11 protein-coding genes are annotated in these 15,154 nt (G+C 59.3%); 5 read left to right on the top strand and 6 right to left on the bottom strand.

Annotation, left to right across the window (positions count from 1 at the left end; genetic code table 11):
• Positions 1 to 55: 55 nt before the first annotated feature.
• The 3 genes from M9Q49_RS33165 to M9Q49_RS33155 form a co-directional block, all read right to left on the bottom strand.
• Positions 56 to 1,558 (bottom strand): circularly permuted type 2 ATP-grasp protein, encoded by a 1,503-nt coding sequence (locus M9Q49_RS33165; protein ID WP_254513601.1) that lies wholly within the window; start codon positions 1,556 to 1,558, stop codon positions 56 to 58.
• Between the two features lie 359 nt (positions 1,559 to 1,917).
• Positions 1,918 to 2,571 carry a phosphopantothenoylcysteine decarboxylase domain-containing protein gene (locus M9Q49_RS33160; protein ID WP_254513600.1) on the bottom strand — a complete coding sequence of 218 codons (654 nt, stop codon included), beginning with the start codon at positions 2,569 to 2,571 and terminating at the stop codon, positions 1,918 to 1,920.
• 145 nt (positions 2,572 to 2,716) lie between these two features.
• The gene (locus M9Q49_RS33155; RefSeq protein WP_254513599.1) at positions 2,717 to 4,300 is read right to left on the bottom strand and encodes a DUF1549 domain-containing protein; all 1,584 of its coding nucleotides are present in this window, start codon (positions 4,298 to 4,300) and stop codon (positions 2,717 to 2,719) included.
• Between the two features lie 437 nt (positions 4,301 to 4,737).
• On the opposite strand from M9Q49_RS33155, the gene M9Q49_RS33150 reads away from it, so the two are divergent.
• Positions 4,738 to 5,841 (top strand): serine hydrolase domain-containing protein, encoded by a 1,104-nt coding sequence (locus M9Q49_RS33150; protein WP_254513598.1) that lies wholly within the window; start codon positions 4,738 to 4,740, stop codon positions 5,839 to 5,841.
• 143 nt (positions 5,842 to 5,984) lie between these two features.
• On the opposite strand, the gene M9Q49_RS33145 is transcribed toward M9Q49_RS33150, so the two are convergent.
• Positions 5,985 to 6,797, bottom strand: coding sequence for a cyanophycinase (locus M9Q49_RS33145; RefSeq protein ID WP_254513597.1), 813 nt, complete (start codon positions 6,795 to 6,797; stop codon positions 5,985 to 5,987).
• A gap of 293 nt (positions 6,798 to 7,090) precedes the next feature.
• On the opposite strand from M9Q49_RS33145, the gene M9Q49_RS33140 reads away from it, so the two are divergent.
• The 4 genes from M9Q49_RS33140 (at position 7,091) to M9Q49_RS33125 (ending at position 12,122) form a co-directional block, all read left to right on the top strand.
• The gene (locus tag M9Q49_RS33140) at positions 7,091 to 8,164 is read left to right on the top strand and encodes a lactonase family protein (protein WP_254513596.1); all 1,074 of its coding nucleotides are present in this window, start codon (positions 7,091 to 7,093) and stop codon (positions 8,162 to 8,164) included.
• Positions 8,165 to 8,356: 192 nt separating this feature from the next.
• Complete coding sequence (locus M9Q49_RS33135; RefSeq protein WP_254513595.1) at positions 8,357 to 8,749, top strand: BlaI/MecI/CopY family transcriptional regulator; 393 nt, start codon at positions 8,357 to 8,359, stop codon at positions 8,747 to 8,749.
• 24 nt (positions 8,750 to 8,773) lie between these two features.
• Positions 8,774 to 10,357 carry a M56 family metallopeptidase gene (locus tag M9Q49_RS33130; protein ID WP_254513594.1) on the top strand — a complete coding sequence of 528 codons (1,584 nt, stop codon included), beginning with the start codon at positions 8,774 to 8,776 and terminating at the stop codon, positions 10,355 to 10,357.
• Between the two features lie 202 nt (positions 10,358 to 10,559).
• Positions 10,560 to 12,122, top strand: a complete 1,563-nt coding sequence (locus M9Q49_RS33125) for a hypothetical protein (RefSeq protein ID WP_254513593.1) — start codon at positions 10,560 to 10,562, stop codon at positions 12,120 to 12,122.
• Here the strand turns inward: M9Q49_RS33125 and M9Q49_RS33120 are convergent.
• Positions 12,105 to 13,646, bottom strand: a complete 1,542-nt coding sequence (locus tag M9Q49_RS33120; protein ID WP_254513592.1) for a glycosyltransferase family 39 protein — start codon at positions 13,644 to 13,646, stop codon at positions 12,105 to 12,107. The two genes, M9Q49_RS33125 and M9Q49_RS33120, sit on opposite strands and share 18 nt — an antisense overlap.
• Positions 13,646 to 15,136, bottom strand: a complete 1,491-nt coding sequence (locus tag M9Q49_RS33115; protein ID WP_254513591.1) for a trypsin-like peptidase domain-containing protein — start codon at positions 15,134 to 15,136, stop codon at positions 13,646 to 13,648. Before M9Q49_RS33115 ends, M9Q49_RS33120 begins: the two co-directional genes overlap by 1 nt.
• Positions 15,137 to 15,154: the final 18 nt, after the last annotated feature.

The raw sequence follows: 15,154 nt of genomic DNA, 5'->3' as shown, positions 1-15,154 counted from the left end.
AATCCTCAACCCGCATTTTTAATCTGCAATCTGAAATCTGCAATTGCCTTACTGCTTAGCTCGTTTGATACTGCGACTGGCCGCTCAAGGTTTGCTTTTGTGTTTGGAACCGTCCACCGTTGTAGCCGTTTCGCAGCACCCAAGTATCCTTGCTGCCGCCACCTTGCGAAGAGTTGACCACTAGCGAATTCTTTCGCAAGGCCACCCGCGTCAGGCCACCGGGAAGGACGAAAATATCCTTGCCGTAGAGAATATACGGCCGCAGGTCGACATGTCGACCCTCGAAATGATCCTCGACAATCGTCGGCACGCGCGACAGGCCGAGCATCGGCTGAGCGACGTAATTGCGCGGGTTGGCGCGAATCACATCGCGATACTTATCGATCTCGGCTTTGCTCGCTCGCGGTCCGAGCAAGATGCCGTAACCGCCCGATTCATTGGCTGGCTTGATGACCAGCTTTTCCATGTTCATCAGCACGTGTTCGCACTGTTTGTCTTCACCGCAGACAAACGTCGGCACGTTGGGCAGAATCACATCTTCGCCCAAATAGAACTTGATGATGTCGGGAACAAAAGCGTAAACCGCTTTGTCATCGGCCACACCCGTGCCCGGCGCATTCGCCAGAGCAACGCGTCCTGCGCGATAGACATCCATCAAACCGGGCACACCGAGCGTCGAATCGGCCCGAAAGGTTTTCGGATCGAGGAACTCATCGTCGATGCGGCGATAAATCACGTCGACGCGTTCCAGCCCCTTCGTCGTGCGCATCCACACATGGCCGTTCAGCACGCATAGGTCGGAACCCTGCACGAGTTCGACGCCCATCCGCTGCGCGAGGAAACAATGTTCGAAATAAGCGCTGTTGTAAATGCCGGGCGTGAGCACCACTACATTCGGATCGGTCACGCCCTGCGGCGCGATGTGCTGCAGCATATCGAGCAAACGATCGGGATAGTCTTCGACCGGCAGCACGCTGAAGCCGTCAAAGCCCTGCGGAAAAGTCCGCTTCATGATCTCGCGGTTTTCGAGCACGTACGACACGCCCGATGGGCAGCGGAGATTATCCTCCAGCACATACATCTGGCCGTTCGTATCGCGAACGAGATCGGTGCCGGTGATGTGGCACCAAATTCCCTTCGGCGGTGTCATGCCGCGACACGGACCTAGCAGATTTTTCGCCGAGGCAATCAGCCATTCGGGAACGGCTTTGTCGCGCACGCAATACTGCGCGTTATACACGTCGTCGATGAACATATTCAGCGCGGTGATGCGCTGCTTCAGCCCCCGCTCGATCATGTCCCATTCGCCACCCTCGATGATGCGCGGAACTAGGTCGAACGGCCACACTTTTTCGGTCCCGGCTTCGTGGCCGTAGACGTTGAACGTAATCCCCATGTTGAGGAGTGCGAGCTCAGCCGATTTTTGGCGGCGCTGCAGTTCGCCGGCCGAAAGAGATTGGAGCCGACTAACCAGATGTTGGCTCCGCTCCCGAGGCCGACCAGGGGCCTCGAACATCTCGTCGTAGAATTCGTCCGTCTGATACGCACTAAAATCCATCACTGACCCTCCGCTGGGACGCGTGCTGTGAATGAACTGCCCAACTTTTGAGCAGCCAACGACAAAGTCATTGGCAGAATAGGTGGGCGCAAGGTCGCAAAGCACAGGTTTCCCCAATTTGGCAACTGTTATGCCAACTGACAAGCGCGAGCAGGGTTATGCAGTGGCGATTGGCGTGAAATAGCAAATCTGGGGCGGGACCGCTACTGCGAATATGCAGCCTGCGTAGTCGCAGCAACAACCTGCGAACAAGGTTCCGCCGAGCCTCATTCTGCCAATCGCTATCCGTCCTCATCGGCAGAGTTTGCCAATGAGGAATGCAAATTTGCCCCAGAGACAAGACCGTCTCAAGTTGCCAACTATTCGGACACCGCCGCCGAAAAAACGTCGATTAGTTGCGCCTGAATCACTTGCAAAATCCGTTTCGCAACTTCGTCCTTCGAACCATTCGCCGCGAGCACCACTTCTCCCGCGTGATTGAGCATCTCCACTTCGTTGTCACCCGCATCCATCGCCGTCGGGCCGTTGAGCACAATCAAGTCGCAGTGCTTTTTCTCGAGCTTCGTAATCGCCTTGAACCGCGCATCATCGGTCTCGAGCGCAAAACCAACCACCCACTGATTCCGCCGCTTCTCGCTGCCGAGCGTGGCAATCACGTCCGGCGTTTCGACCAACTGCAACAACAACGGTTGGCCGTTCTTGGCAATCTTGTGCTCCTCCACCTGCATCGGCCGATAGTCGCACGGCGCTGCCGCCCCGATCACACCATCGCACCGCGCGAACTCGTCACGCGATGCTTTCAAAAGATCTTCCGTCGAAATAATCGGAACGACTCGCGCACCAGCCGGATAATCCACATTCACCGGCCCACTAATCACGACAACTTCATGCCCCAGATCGAGCGCCGCCTGCGCCAGCGCCTTCCCCATCCGGCCGCTACTGCCATTGGTGAGATAACGCACAGGATCGAGATACTGCCGCGTGGGACCAGAGGTAATGAGAATACGAGCCATGGAGAGCTTTTCAATTTTTCCTGTGTGTGCCACTGGCCCAGCCAGTGCTGAGCCGCAACCGAAGCCGGCCATTCTAACCGCAGCCCAAGGGCCATTCTGGCAATACGTGGCGGCTCCAACCATCGGGCGAACTCACTTCGACAACTCAGTGATTCGTCGCAAACTCCGCCGTGTTGAGCAACGCCCACAACACATCACTCCAAGCCTTTCCTTTTTCACTCGGCGAACGGCTGTTGACGTGCTTCAAAAACAACTCCCGCTCCGGCGACGATGGCGTGCGCGTGAGCGTCGCCAGAAACATCGTTTCCAACCGATCCCCTTCGGCAAACAGCGGCGAATCGAGCGCGAGCAACAACGGCCCGCGCTCCGCCGTCGTTGCCTCCGTCAGATCAGCGCCATTCAAAAGCGTGAGCGCCTGCAGCACACCGGCTTGGTAATCGAGCGGCGATCGCCCTTGCCCTTGCATCTTGATGAGAAATTGCTGCCGCTGCGGATCGAGCAGCGAACTGCGCACATTCAAACCCGGCATCTGCCCCGCGCCGCGACGAGCCAAAACCCGATTGAGCGAGTCATACAACTGCTCGGCGCTGAGCGCCTTCACCGGCATTTGTGCATACAACTCCACCGGTGGCGGCGCGGAAGTCCAGCGACTCGTCCGCTGATACGCCTGCGTCATGGCGATCGTGCGAAACAGCTCGCGCAGATCAAAACCACTCTCGATAAAGTACTGCGTCAGCTCGTCGAACAACTCCGGATGCGATGCCGCGTTGTGCGGGCCAATGTCGTCGACGGGCTCAACCAGGCCGCGACCAAACAGCACCGACCAGGCCCGATTCACTGCCGCCCGCGCCAGATATGGATTATCGCGCGAGGCCATCCACACCGCGAGCTTCATCCGCCGCGTGCCAAGCTCTTCGGCGCCCGGCGCGCCACCACTGGGAAACTTCGGCAACACGATCTCTTCCGAATTCGGAATCTTTACATCGCCTCGATCGATATCGACCAGTCGCGCCTGCATCCCCGGCGCATTGGCGTCGGGCCGTTGCAACTGGGCAAAGAACGAAGCATAACCCCAAAAGTCACGCTGCTTCCATTTATCAAACGGATGGTCGTGGCACTCGGCACATTCAATCTGCAAGCCGAGAAAAATCCGCGCCGTGCTCGATGCCAGTTTCTCCGGCGCGAGTTCGAGCGATGTGTAATACAGCGCCGGCCCCGCATCATCCCCCGCCGTGGCCACCAGCAACTCCGACACCAGATTGTCATACCGCAGATTCTCGACAAACCGCTGCCGCAGCCAATTTTGCACCCCCACCACGCTGTTGATCTGCTCCACATTCACGCCGCCCGGCAGCATGATCGACCGCCACAAATTGGCCAGATGATTGGCATGCGCAGGCGATGTGAGCAAATCCTCGATCAACCGCGCTCGCTTGTCGGCCCGTTGATCGGCAAGAAACTTCCGAGCATCGGCCACTCGCGGCACCGAGCCCGTCAGATCGAGATAAGCCCGCCGCACAAACTCCGCATCTTCGGCCTGTTCCGCCGCGACGATCTTTGCGCGCACGAGGGCGGCATCGATTCGCTCATCGACCTTGCGAACTATTTCGGCACGGGCCTGCTCACGGTCGGCTCGTTCACTTTCGTCCGCCCGGACCGCAACGCACGCCGCGACAATAAACAGCGCCACCAAGCCTGAAACACGAGAGAGCAGCAAATGGGAGAGCATCGGCAATCCTCCAAACTAGTTCCCACCGATTGTAAGCGTTACGCTAGTCATTCGCCAAACTCGGCTCCCGGCCGCATAGGCTTTCCCTTAACAGCCATCGGCTACCACCTTCACAACAGTTGTTGGCACAATTTGAATCTGTCTCAACCCTAATACTGATCGACAATTACGCACAAAACAGGCTTCAGTATCGCAGTTTTTATACAACACTTTCACAACAACTCATTCTCAATCTCTTGCGCACCAGGCCGACAACCGAAGCTCTTGCGGAGCAACAGATTGCCGGAAGCTGTTCGGACGCAAACCCTTATTCTTGGCTGTATTGCTCACAACACTTCCAAATCGCTCGTACAACAGTTTCGCCACCGACCAACAACATTCATTCCCTGCCGCCAGCGCGCAACCTCTCCCGCTCAACGACGCAGGATATTATACACATGTACACTAATTGGTCAAGTTTCTTTTTCATGGGCTGGTGCCTGGCTCTATTCGCATCGGTGTCGTCAGCCGCCGAAACCGCTGAGATACTCGAAACGATTCGCAGCAAGCACGATCTCCCCGCGCTCGCGACGATCGTCATCAAGGATGGCAAAGTTTGCGATCAAGCCGCCGTTGGCGTGCGAAAGAGCGGAGACAAAACGCCGGTCACCACGGCCGACAAGTTTCACATTGGCTCGTGCACCAAATCGATGACGGCCACGCTGGCAGGCATCTACATCGATCAAGGCAAGTTGCGCTGGGATACCACCATCGGCGAAACTTTTCCCGATCTGAAAGCGAAAATGCAGCCCGAATACGCTGCCGTGACGGTCGAACAACTCCTGCAAAACCGCGGCGGTGTTCCCACCGAACCACCTGCCGCGGCTTGGTCGCGGGCCTGGCAGGAGAAGGGATCCGTCGCCGCGCAGCGCCGGGAATTCATCACCGCCGTGCTCGCCGAAAAGCCCGCCGCGTCGCCCGGCAGCAAAATGATCTATTCCAATCAGGGCTACACGATCGTTGGCGCGATGCTCGAAAAAGTCGGCGGCAAACCTTGGGAGGACCTCATCGCCGAGCAACTCTTCAAGCCTCTCAAAATGAAATCGGCCGGCTTCGGTCCCCCCGGCGTCATCGGCAAAGTGCAGCAACCCTGGGGACACACGCTGGCCAAGAATGAGAAGAAGCCCTCGCAAGGCGACAATCCGCCCGCCATCGGCCCCGCTGGCCGCGTGCATTGCAGCCTTCCCGATTTCGCCAGCTATGTGCAACTGCATTTGCAAAGCAAAGAAGTGCCGCAACTTCTCAAGCCCGAAACGCTGCAGCGACTGCACACGCCCGCTCCTGGCGGCGACTATGCCTGCGGCTGGGTCGTGGTCGATCGCCCGTGGGCTGGCGGCAAAGCGCTGAATCACAACGGCTCGAACACCATGTGGTACGCCGTGATGTGGCTCGCGCCGAACAAGCAATTCGGCGTGATCAGCGCTGCGAACATCGGCGGCGAAGCGGCCACCAAAGGTTGCGACGATGTCGCCGCCGCCATGATCAAAAAATGGTTGCCATAGCCGTTCGCGATGTCAGGATCCCGTAGTTCGAAGCCATGCTTCGAATGAGGGACAACATCACTCGGGCGACGTTTGCGATTCGTCCGAAGCATGGCTTCGGACTACGTTTCCCTGCCGGCGAGAATCAGCCAACGTCCCCAAGCTTACTTCTTCGCCAAGTCACTCAGCAGCAAACTCAACGGCGAATCGGCTTCTTCATCCCGCCGCACGAACTCGGCTCCTTCACCACTGCCAAGCAGATACAGCGACATCGTGCGATTCGGCGCCGGCATGATCAGCGTCGCGCGGTTCTGTCCCAGCACGCGAACCTTATTGGCTTGGATGATGAGCGCGGTTTGCTCATCCACGCCGAGGCCGATCTTCTGCGGATTTTCTCGCAGCGCCCCCAGCAACCGGGTGTGCCGGGCTCGCTCGGTAAAGTGCTGATCGACGACCGCGCCCGAGAGCAAACCAAAGCCGTTGTCGAGCACGGCTTCGCGACTCGTGCCGTAGCGAATCATCGTTTGCGACATGATGGCCGCGCCCGCGCTCGTGCCACCAATCACGCCGCCGCGCTCCAGCATCTTTTGCAGGTACGCTTCGACGCGCGTCCCTTTATACAGATCGGCCAGACGGCCTTGCGCTCCGCCGCTCATCCACACGCCCGTGGCGTCGGCGAGTGGCTTGGCAAATTCTTCGGACTCCGCTTCTTCACGCGTCGCCGCATCGAGGAAGTGAAACGAAGCCGTCGGATAATCGAGCCAGCCGTTGAAACGCGCTCGCATTTCTTCGGCGCTCTCGTAAGGATGAGCCGAGGGAATGAGCACCAATCGGCTCTTCGGTCCGCCGGCGAGTCTGACGAACTCGTCGTAGACTTCTTCGGGCAACGCCCCGCCGCCGCACACCATCAAGGTGCCGCCGCCGGCCATTGCTCCCTGCGGCAAACCCAAGACATTCGCAATGGCTCGCTCAGTCATATTCACTGGCGAAGGATCAACGGCAAAACAACAGTTTGGAAGAGAGAAGCTTCCTGCAAACACTACCAGCGCGACAAGCACTGCCCGCCTCGCCCACTGAAGGGCAGCCCATCGAAGGGCCCATTTGCACTGCATGTGACCTCCTTGCATCGCCCGGACTCATGCGATTGTATACAGATCGAGTTGATCGTCCAGAGCAATGCAACCGTTTGCTAGCGAACATTGTTGCGATGTAATGTCGGCTGCCGGACAATTCACATCGCGACTCATTACTCCTGAATGTGAGAACCTCCATGACTGTACGTGCGATCCTGCCGCTGTTGCTTTCCTGGCTCGCCCTCTTCGCTTGCGTTGCGCGCGGCGCCGAAACGTGCGTCTACGTTTCTGACGCCGGCTCGCAGGCGATCGTGCTCTATCACCTTGATGAAGAGACCGGCAAGCTGCAGGAAGTTTCGCGTACGAATGTGAGCGCCGCGCCCGGGTCACTCTTCGTGCATCCGGGCGCGAAACTGTTATTCGCTTCTCTTCGTACGCACGCCGAGATTGGTTCGTTCAAAATTGGTGACGCAGGAAAATTAACCGAGGTGAATCGGACCAAACTCCAGAGCAGCGCTAACGCGGCCTACGTCGCCGCCGATCAGAACTGCAACTTCCTCCTCGCAGCTTCTTACTCCGGTGGCCGAGTCACCGTCCACTCGATCGCCAAGAACGGCCTGCTCGGCGATCAGCCGTTGCAAACCATCGCCACGGCTAACACCGCACACGCCGCCGTTCTCTCCGCCGATCAAAAATGGCTCTTCGTGCCACACGTGCAACCTAACGGCATCTTTCAATTTCAGTTCGACGCCCAAACCGGCAAGCTCACGCAGCAAAGCATGGCCGCCGGCGGTCAGGAAAAAGCCGGCCCGCGGCACCTCGCGATTCACCCTTCGCAAAAGTTCGCCTTCAGCTCCAATGAAACCGGCAGCAGCGTCACGCTCTACGCCTTTGACGGGGAGAAAGGCCTCAAGCCGGTGCAGACCATCTCGACATTGCCCGCTGATTTCACCGGCAAGAATTCGACCGCCGATGTGCACGTCCATCCCAGCGGCGAATTCATCTGGGTCTCGAACCGCGGCCACGACAGCCTCGCCGGCTTCCGCTTCGACGCCGCCGCCGTCAACCTCACGCCCCTCGGCCAAACGCCGACCGAAAAAACACCTCGCTCCTTCGCCCTCTCCCCCAGCGGCAACTGGCTCCTCAGCGCCGGCGAAGGCAACGGCAAACTGGCTCTCTACGCAGTCGGACCCAAGAGCGGTTTGCTCGAAAGAAAAGAAACCCTCGAAGTCGGCAAAAGCCTAACCTGGGTCACGATTGCGAAATTTTAAGATGCCTTCATTCCTAACTCCCTCTCCTCGGTACTCCGGGGTGAGGGTTCGGGTGAGGGGCGGAATTTCGCTGACGCTTATTCCTGCGCTCGTTGCGGAGTTTACCTCCCTTCATCGACCGCAGAGCGTTCGACGATTTTTATCTACGGCAAAAACAGTTGACATCTACGGCCAAACCAGTAGAATCCCCGCATGGCCAGGCCCAAAGAAGAACATCCGACGTCTGCCGAGCTTGAAGTGCTGAAAGTTCTTTGGCAGCGCGGACCGAGTACGGTGCGCGACGTGCTCGAAGAACTCAACACCGTTCGGCCGCGAGCCTATACGTCGGTGATGAGTCTGATGAACGTGATGGCCGACAAGGGGCAGCTCGTGCGGCGCGAAGAGGGGCGGGCGTTTGTCTATGCTCCGGCGTGCGAGCGCGAGGAAACTCTGGGCGGCATGGTCGCCGATTTGCTAGGGCGAGCCTTTGAGGGTTCGGCCAGTCAGTTGGTGGCGCATCTGCTCGATCAATCGCGGCCCGATTCGGGCGAGCTCGATGAGATTCGCAAAGCGATTCAACAATACAAGCAGCAAGGCCGGCAATAATCTCCGTTCTGTAGCGAGGCGATCATGACTGCCATCGAACTCCTCTCCCATCCGCTGGCGCAGCGGTTGACTTGGACGCTCGCTCATTTCGTGTGGCAAGGCTTTCTCATCGCCGCAGTCCTCGCCGTGATCGTCGAAGTCCTCCGGCCACGCAGCGCAAACGTCCGCTACGCACTGTCGCTGTCGGCGCTGATTTTGATGCTCACCATGGTGGTCTTCACCTGGATGGCGATCGGTTGGCAAAGCAATTCTCGCGCTGCCGCCACGCCGTTGTTCTCGGAAGCTTGGACTGCGGAAGTCGTCGAAGTAACCGAAGCATCGTCGAGTGTTTCCTGGTGGATCATTCTTCAGCCCTTGCTGTTCTGCACTTGGTTACTGGGGAGCGTGCTGCTCAGTTTGCGGCTGTTGCTAGGTTGGCTGGCGACGCAAACCTTGATGCGCCGTCGCGCGCGGTTGCCTGATGAGATTGCCGCGAGTCTGTCGCGCGTCAGCTGGCGATTGCGTTATTCGGTGAAGCAAGTTGTCTTCGCCAGCGAACATGTTTCGCAAGCTATCGCGGTGGGCTTCTTCAAGCCGGTCGTGCTGCTGCCAGCGGCTTGGTTGCTTGAGTTGCCGCCCAATCTGCTCGAAGCCGTCGTCGCTCACGAGCTGGCGCATCTGCGGCGGTGCGATTTGTGGGTGAACTTTTTGCAGCGAATCGCGGAAGCGTTTCTCTTTTATCATCCGGCCATTTGGTGGCTGTCGGCGCGGCTGCGGCGGGAACGCGAACTGTGCTGCGATGAACTGGCTGTGTCGGCGACCGGTCTGCGGCTCGACTACGCCGAAGCATTGGAATTCACGGCCCGGTGGGCGCTGGTCGGCGGGCGACCGGCGCTAGCAACGGGCTTTTTCGGAGAAGGCAAAATGACTCTGCTCCATCGCGTCCGTTGTGTGCTCGGAATTTCCAGCGAACGACCAGCGTCGTTCGTCCCCGCCGGCGTGCTGCTCGGCAGCTTGTCGCTGGCCTTGCTGGCCGCGATCTATGCCACATCGCCGGCGCAAGCCGACGATGACGCGCCAAAGGCAGGTGCGAAGGATACTCCACGGACCGAAACTCGCCGTGAAGGAGAACGTCGCGATGGGGAAGTGCGTCGTGATGGTGATCGTCCTCGGGAAGGTGCAGAAGTCCGTCGTGATGGTGACAAGCCACGCGAAGGCGAGGTTCGCCGTGACGGCGATCGCCCCCGCACCGAAGGCGCCCCCCGCGATGGCGAACGCCGCCCTGAAGCCCGCAAGCCAGATCCGAACCGTGCTGAAGGTGCTCCGCGCGAAGGAGCCCGTGACGGCGATCGGCCGCGAGAACTAACTCGCGAAGGTGCTCGTCCAGCGACTGGCGACAATGCCGAACTACTCGCGATCATCCGCCAACTGCGAGCGGAAATGGCAGAACTCCGTGCCGAAGTAGCTCGCCTCAAGGGGGCTAGCGGCGCTAACGTGCGTCGTCCTGGTGATGGCGATCTCCGCGCCGAACCTCGCCGCGAAGGTGATCGGCCTCGTGAGGGTGGAGATCGGCCGCGCGAAGGTGCTCGTGACGGTGACCGCCCTAAAGCTGAAGGCGACCGTCGCTAACCAACCGCCACCACCCTCGCGCCTGCGGTCTAGTGGGAGAAGTCGTTGAACCCCTGCCCACAACGGCAGGGGCGAGACTCTCGTTCAACATCCCGGCGACTTGTCCCACCTCTTCCGGACAAGTCGCTTTTTTCGTGCGCCGACTTTCCCGCGTTTGTCCTATAATAAACGCCAGGGACATCTCACACAGGCGGGCCGCGGCATGGATTTCGGTAAGCACCTTTTCATCGGCATCGTTTTGAGCTGCGGCCTTGCCCTTTGCACTGGCTGTGCTCCCGCCAATCAACCCGTGGCGAAGCAGTCGAAAAAACTCGTCGCGAAGTCGACGAAACAAACTACGCAGCCCAAACCAGTAGCGCCTACTAAGAAGGCTGCGCTGCCGCCAAAAGTTGTTCCGCAGCAGCCCACCGAAGAGCAACCAACGAACGAGTTCGCTCAGCGGAAGAATGCACTCACGCCGCAAGAACTCGCCGTTCCCGCGCCCGCTGTGCCCGAGATCACCGATCGCGGCGTGCCTCGCGAGTATCCGCTGCCGCAACTCGACGACGGCAAGATTGCCGCGGCTGGTATTCGTAAACTGACCGGCAAGCATTTGATTCTCTACACCGATGTGCCGGAAAAAGTCGAGGACATCAAAAACCTGCCGACGATCTTCGATGCCGCCGTCGTCGAGTGGGGGAAGTATTTTTCGATCGACCAGGCCAAGCTCGCCAACTGGAAAATGGTCGGCTGCGTGATGGTGAGCAAAGAGCGGTTTCAAGGTGCCGGCCTCTACGGCAGCGACGTGCCCGATTTTCCCAACGGCTATCAGACGGGAGCCCAGTTCTGGCTCTTCGATCAGCCCAGCGATTACTACCGCCGCCATCTTCTGCTGCACGAAGGAACGCATGCCTTCATGAGTCATCATCTCGGCGGCGCCGGTCCGCCGTGGTACAGCGAAGGGATGGCCGAGCTCCTCGGCACGCATTTGTGGGACGGCCAGCGACTGGTGCTGGGATACAACCCGCCCGACAAAACGCAGGTGCCGTACTGGGGCCGGGTGAAAATCGTTCGGGATGAGTTTGCCGCCAATCGCGGTATGACTCTCTCCGGCATCCTGACTTACGATGCGCAGGCTCATCTCAAAAACGAAGCCTACGGTTGGTGCTGGGCCGCGACGACCTTTCTCAATGCGCATCCGCAAACGACGGCTCCTTTTCAGGATCTTCGCAAAAAGACAGCCGACAGTACCTACAACTTTACGCGGATGTTCTTCAAGGAGTTGCACGCCAATTGGCCGCAAATCGTGGAGGACTGGCAGCTGTACGTGATCAACCTCGAATACGGCTATGACGTGGCGCGAGCCGCCACCGTCCGCAAGCCAGCTCAGCCTCTGACCGAGCCGACGACTGTCACGGTGGTGGCCGATCGAGCCTGGCAATCGACGGGCATTCTGGTGGAAGCGGGCCAGACTTATGAACTGACCGCCACCGGTCGCTACACGCTCGCTCGCGAACCCAAGCCGTGGGTCTGCGAGCCGAACGGCATTACGCTCGAGTACCACCAGCATCAGCCGCTTGGCATTCTGCTGGCTGCGGTCAGCGATCCGAAGCACAATGACACGATGGTCACGCCGCTGTCGCAACCCGATGTCATCGGCTCGGCCGGCCGCATCAAGCCGCTAAAAAGCGGCACGCTCTATCTGTGTCTGAACGATTCGCCAGCCAAGCTCGCCGACAACGAAGGCTCGGCAACCGTTGTCGTCAGATCAGCGCCGGACCGGTAACTGCCGCAGCTTGATCTGCTGCAAATACAGGTTGCCAAAGAACTGTGGTTCACTCGCTTCGATCTCGACTCCGAGCGACTTTTTCAAGTCCTTCAGCAATTGTTCTCGCACGCTTGCTTGCGAGGTGCGCACTAACAGCCACAGACTATCTTCACTCCGCAACCGTTCGCTCAACTCCGCCTGTAGCAGTCCTGGCTCATCGGTTGTCAGCGGAATGAGATTATCCGAGTTCAGCCGATAGATTCCTTTCACCGGACAGAGACAGTAGTCGCGGAAAAATGGTTCGCCGTTGTCACGTAGCGCATCGGCTTCGATCAGACCGCTGCGCACGAGAATTGGCGGATTGGTCGCGGAGTCGTTCTTCAGTTTGTCGTTCAATGCCGCGACGGCTCCGCGCCAATCTTCGCGCCGATCGTGCAAGACTTTGCCATCCTGCCGCCAGTTGTGCATGATGCCGCTGGTAGCAAAAGCAATGGCGAGAATGATGCCCGCCGCAATCGATTGTGTCGCCGCGTTGCCGCAAAGTCGCACGCACAGGGCAGCCGCGATCAAAGTCGCCGGCATCACTGCGATCAAATACCGCGAATGAAACAGCCGCGCGACATCAACCTGCGTAGTCAGCCAGGCCGTGATCTGCGGCACGAAAATCCAGCACGCCAGCAGGATCAGGCTTGGCTGTTGCAGGACCGGTCGCCACCATTTGAGCACGATGAGAACCACGACCGCCGTCGTCCAAGGAAACAACAGCAGGATCGCTTCCCATGGCTGCGGCTCGACAAAGTGGCTCCAGTTTTCTCGCCGCGCGGAAACAGCGAGCATGCCGGGAATAGCGGGGAGGAGCAACACCACCAATGCCCCGATATCGACCAGGCAGTTCGTGCACATCTTGAATGGCGAACAATCCGCGCCCGAGGGAGAACGCTGGCGGACGTCGCTGATGGCGAGCAGTAGGAGTGCAACCAATTCGGCCAGCAGTATCAGCCCGCCCGTGTAATGCAAATGCACCAGCAGCGCACCCGTAATCACCCAGTAGGTTCGCATCTGCCATGTCGCTCGCTCGAGGCCCTTCAGCAAAACGCCGTAGTGCAGCGCCGCGACGAGCATCAGGATCGCATAGGGCCGGGCTTCCTGCGAATAGAAGATCGCCCGAGGAGCGATGGCCACCAGCGCTGCCGCCAGCAACGGTACGGTGTCGTCAGCCGACTCACTCCCTTTCTTCGGCAACAACTTTTTACAGAGCCAGAAGACCGCGACAGGCAGTGCGCAGCCGGCAAGCATGCTCGGCAGTCGCAATGCAATTTCGCCAGGAAGCGGCAATCTCGCGGAGAACCAAGTCAGCCAAAAGTAAACGGGCGATTGATTGCCTACGGCCGCGCGCTGGGCGACATCGCTGAGCGAACCACTGACGGTCCAGGAAGTGTGCAACTCATCAAGCCACAAACTCTCGCCCAATTGCCAGCCGCGCAGAATAACGGTCAGGACAACGATGGCGCTGAGGACGATGATCGTAGGCTTGCGCGGCATCACTCGGCAGCGACCGTGCGAGTGTCGCTACCATTCAGCACGCCGCTGAGCTTCAGCGAAACGTTGCCGCGCAGGTCTGCCGTGGCCTGCTGAAACTGCTTCGGCGTGGCGACGCGCAGCTTGCCGACATGGCTGATGAAATCGCCCGGACGAAAGCCAGCCTTCCAAGCGGCAGAGTCTTTTTCCACATCCACGACCGCGAGGCAACCCTCGGGATCGAGATCGCGGCTGTGATCGCGAAACTGATTCGTTGCCGTGGCGTATTCCACTTTCATGCCACGCCAAACGGGATCGGCAACTTCGGCAAATGCTGGCCGCGGCCCTTCGACACGCTTCTTCGAGAGCGTAACTTTCGAGGTCATCACTTTGCCGCGACGGTTCGCGCCACCGCCGCGCTCGAGTGTGAGCGAGACCGTGGTATCGGCAGCGAGGCCGCTCAAGCGACGAATGAGTTGCAACTCGTCGCTGATTGCCTCCCCCTCGACATGCGTGATGACATCGCCGGCCTGCAAACCCGATTTTGCGGCAGGAGTCGCCGGAACGACATCGAGCAAGCGGGCGCCGAAGCGGCCTTGCCGCCGTTCATCGGCATTGAGAAACGTCGGCGCCACGCCGAGGAAACCATACTCCGGCACGCGGCCTGTTTTGAGCGTGTCCAGCGCTCGGCGAAAATCTTCGTTCACGGGAATCGCAAAGCCGCCGCTCTTCTCATAGCCGGCGAGCGCTGCGAGCGAAGTGGTGATGCCGATCAGTTCTCCCTTGAGATTGACTAGCGCGCCACCGCTGCAGCCGAGTTCGAGGCGAGCGTCGGTTTGAATCAAGTTGCCGTAGTGATGCAATGTCACGCGGCCTTCGCTGCTGCCGCCGGCGCGATCCGACGCAGGTGGTGCGGGCCGGGCCAGGTTGGCGATGATGCCCCAAGTCGCGCTCGGTTCGCCATCGCGGGCAATCGCGTAAGGATTGCCGAGGGCGATCGCGATTTGGCCCTTCTTCAAACTCTTGGCATCGCCGAAAGTCAGCGGCGTGAGATCGCTGGCTTCGATCTTCAGCACGGCGAGGTCCAGCCAGGGATCGGCCGCTTTGACGGTCGCTGGGTACGGCTTTTTGCCGATCCAAACTAGATGGCGAGAATTCGGAATATCACCGACGACATGATAGGTCGTCAGGATCAGGCCGCGACTATCGATGACAATGCCGGAACCAAAATCGTGCGGCACAAAGTCAGGCCGAGTTGGATCGCTCAGCAGATCAGCCCCTTCGGGCCCGAGTCCTTCCAGCAAATCGGCGGAAGGGGAAGAGTCGGTCGATTTGCGAAGTCGCGCCACCGCGACCACGGATTTTTCCGCTTTGGCGATGGCTTCGACGAGGAGCGATTCCATCGCGGCGGCTGCAGACAAGCCGCTCGGTTCTTGTGCGAGCAGCGGGTTACCTAGGCTGTTTGCAAACAAACAGCCGATGGCGAGTAACCCGATTTGAAGATAGCGAACCATCGTGGAGCCCTTCTTCGT

It is taken from the genome of Anatilimnocola floriformis (assembly GCF_024256385.1).
GTDB lineage: Bacteria > Planctomycetota > Planctomycetia > Pirellulales > Pirellulaceae > Anatilimnocola > Anatilimnocola floriformis.
Note: the sequence above shows the minus strand (reverse complement) of the source record. Positions and strands in the feature narration are given on the sequence as shown.

What these genes read in the sequence shown, in the direction of transcription:
- M9Q49_RS33165 (WP_254513601.1), bottom strand. Translation starts at nt 1,558, where the DNA reads ATGGATTTTAGTGCGTATCAGACGGACGAATTCTACGACGAGATGTTC.
- M9Q49_RS33120 (WP_254513592.1), bottom strand. Translation starts at nt 13,646, where the DNA reads ATGCCGCGCAAGCCTACGATCATCGTCCTCAGCGCCATCGTTGTCCTG.
- M9Q49_RS33155 (WP_254513599.1), bottom strand. Translation starts at nt 4,300, where the DNA reads ATGCTCTCCCATTTGCTGCTCTCTCGTGTTTCAGGCTTGGTGGCGCTG.
- M9Q49_RS33150 (WP_254513598.1), top strand. Translation starts at nt 4,738, where the DNA reads ATGTACACTAATTGGTCAAGTTTCTTTTTCATGGGCTGGTGCCTGGCT.
- M9Q49_RS33115 (WP_254513591.1), bottom strand. Translation starts at nt 15,136, where the DNA reads ATGGTTCGCTATCTTCAAATCGGGTTACTCGCCATCGGCTGTTTGTTT.
- M9Q49_RS33140 (WP_254513596.1), top strand. Translation starts at nt 7,091, where the DNA reads ATGACTGTACGTGCGATCCTGCCGCTGTTGCTTTCCTGGCTCGCCCTC.
- M9Q49_RS33130 (WP_254513594.1), top strand. Translation starts at nt 8,774, where the DNA reads ATGACTGCCATCGAACTCCTCTCCCATCCGCTGGCGCAGCGGTTGACT.
- M9Q49_RS33160 (WP_254513600.1), bottom strand. Translation starts at nt 2,571, where the DNA reads ATGGCTCGTATTCTCATTACCTCTGGTCCCACGCGGCAGTATCTCGAT.
- M9Q49_RS33145 (WP_254513597.1), bottom strand. Translation starts at nt 6,797, where the DNA reads ATGACTGAGCGAGCCATTGCGAATGTCTTGGGTTTGCCGCAGGGAGCA.
- M9Q49_RS33135 (WP_254513595.1), top strand. Translation starts at nt 8,357, where the DNA reads ATGGCCAGGCCCAAAGAAGAACATCCGACGTCTGCCGAGCTTGAAGTG.
- M9Q49_RS33125 (WP_254513593.1), top strand. Translation starts at nt 10,560, where the DNA reads ATGGATTTCGGTAAGCACCTTTTCATCGGCATCGTTTTGAGCTGCGGC.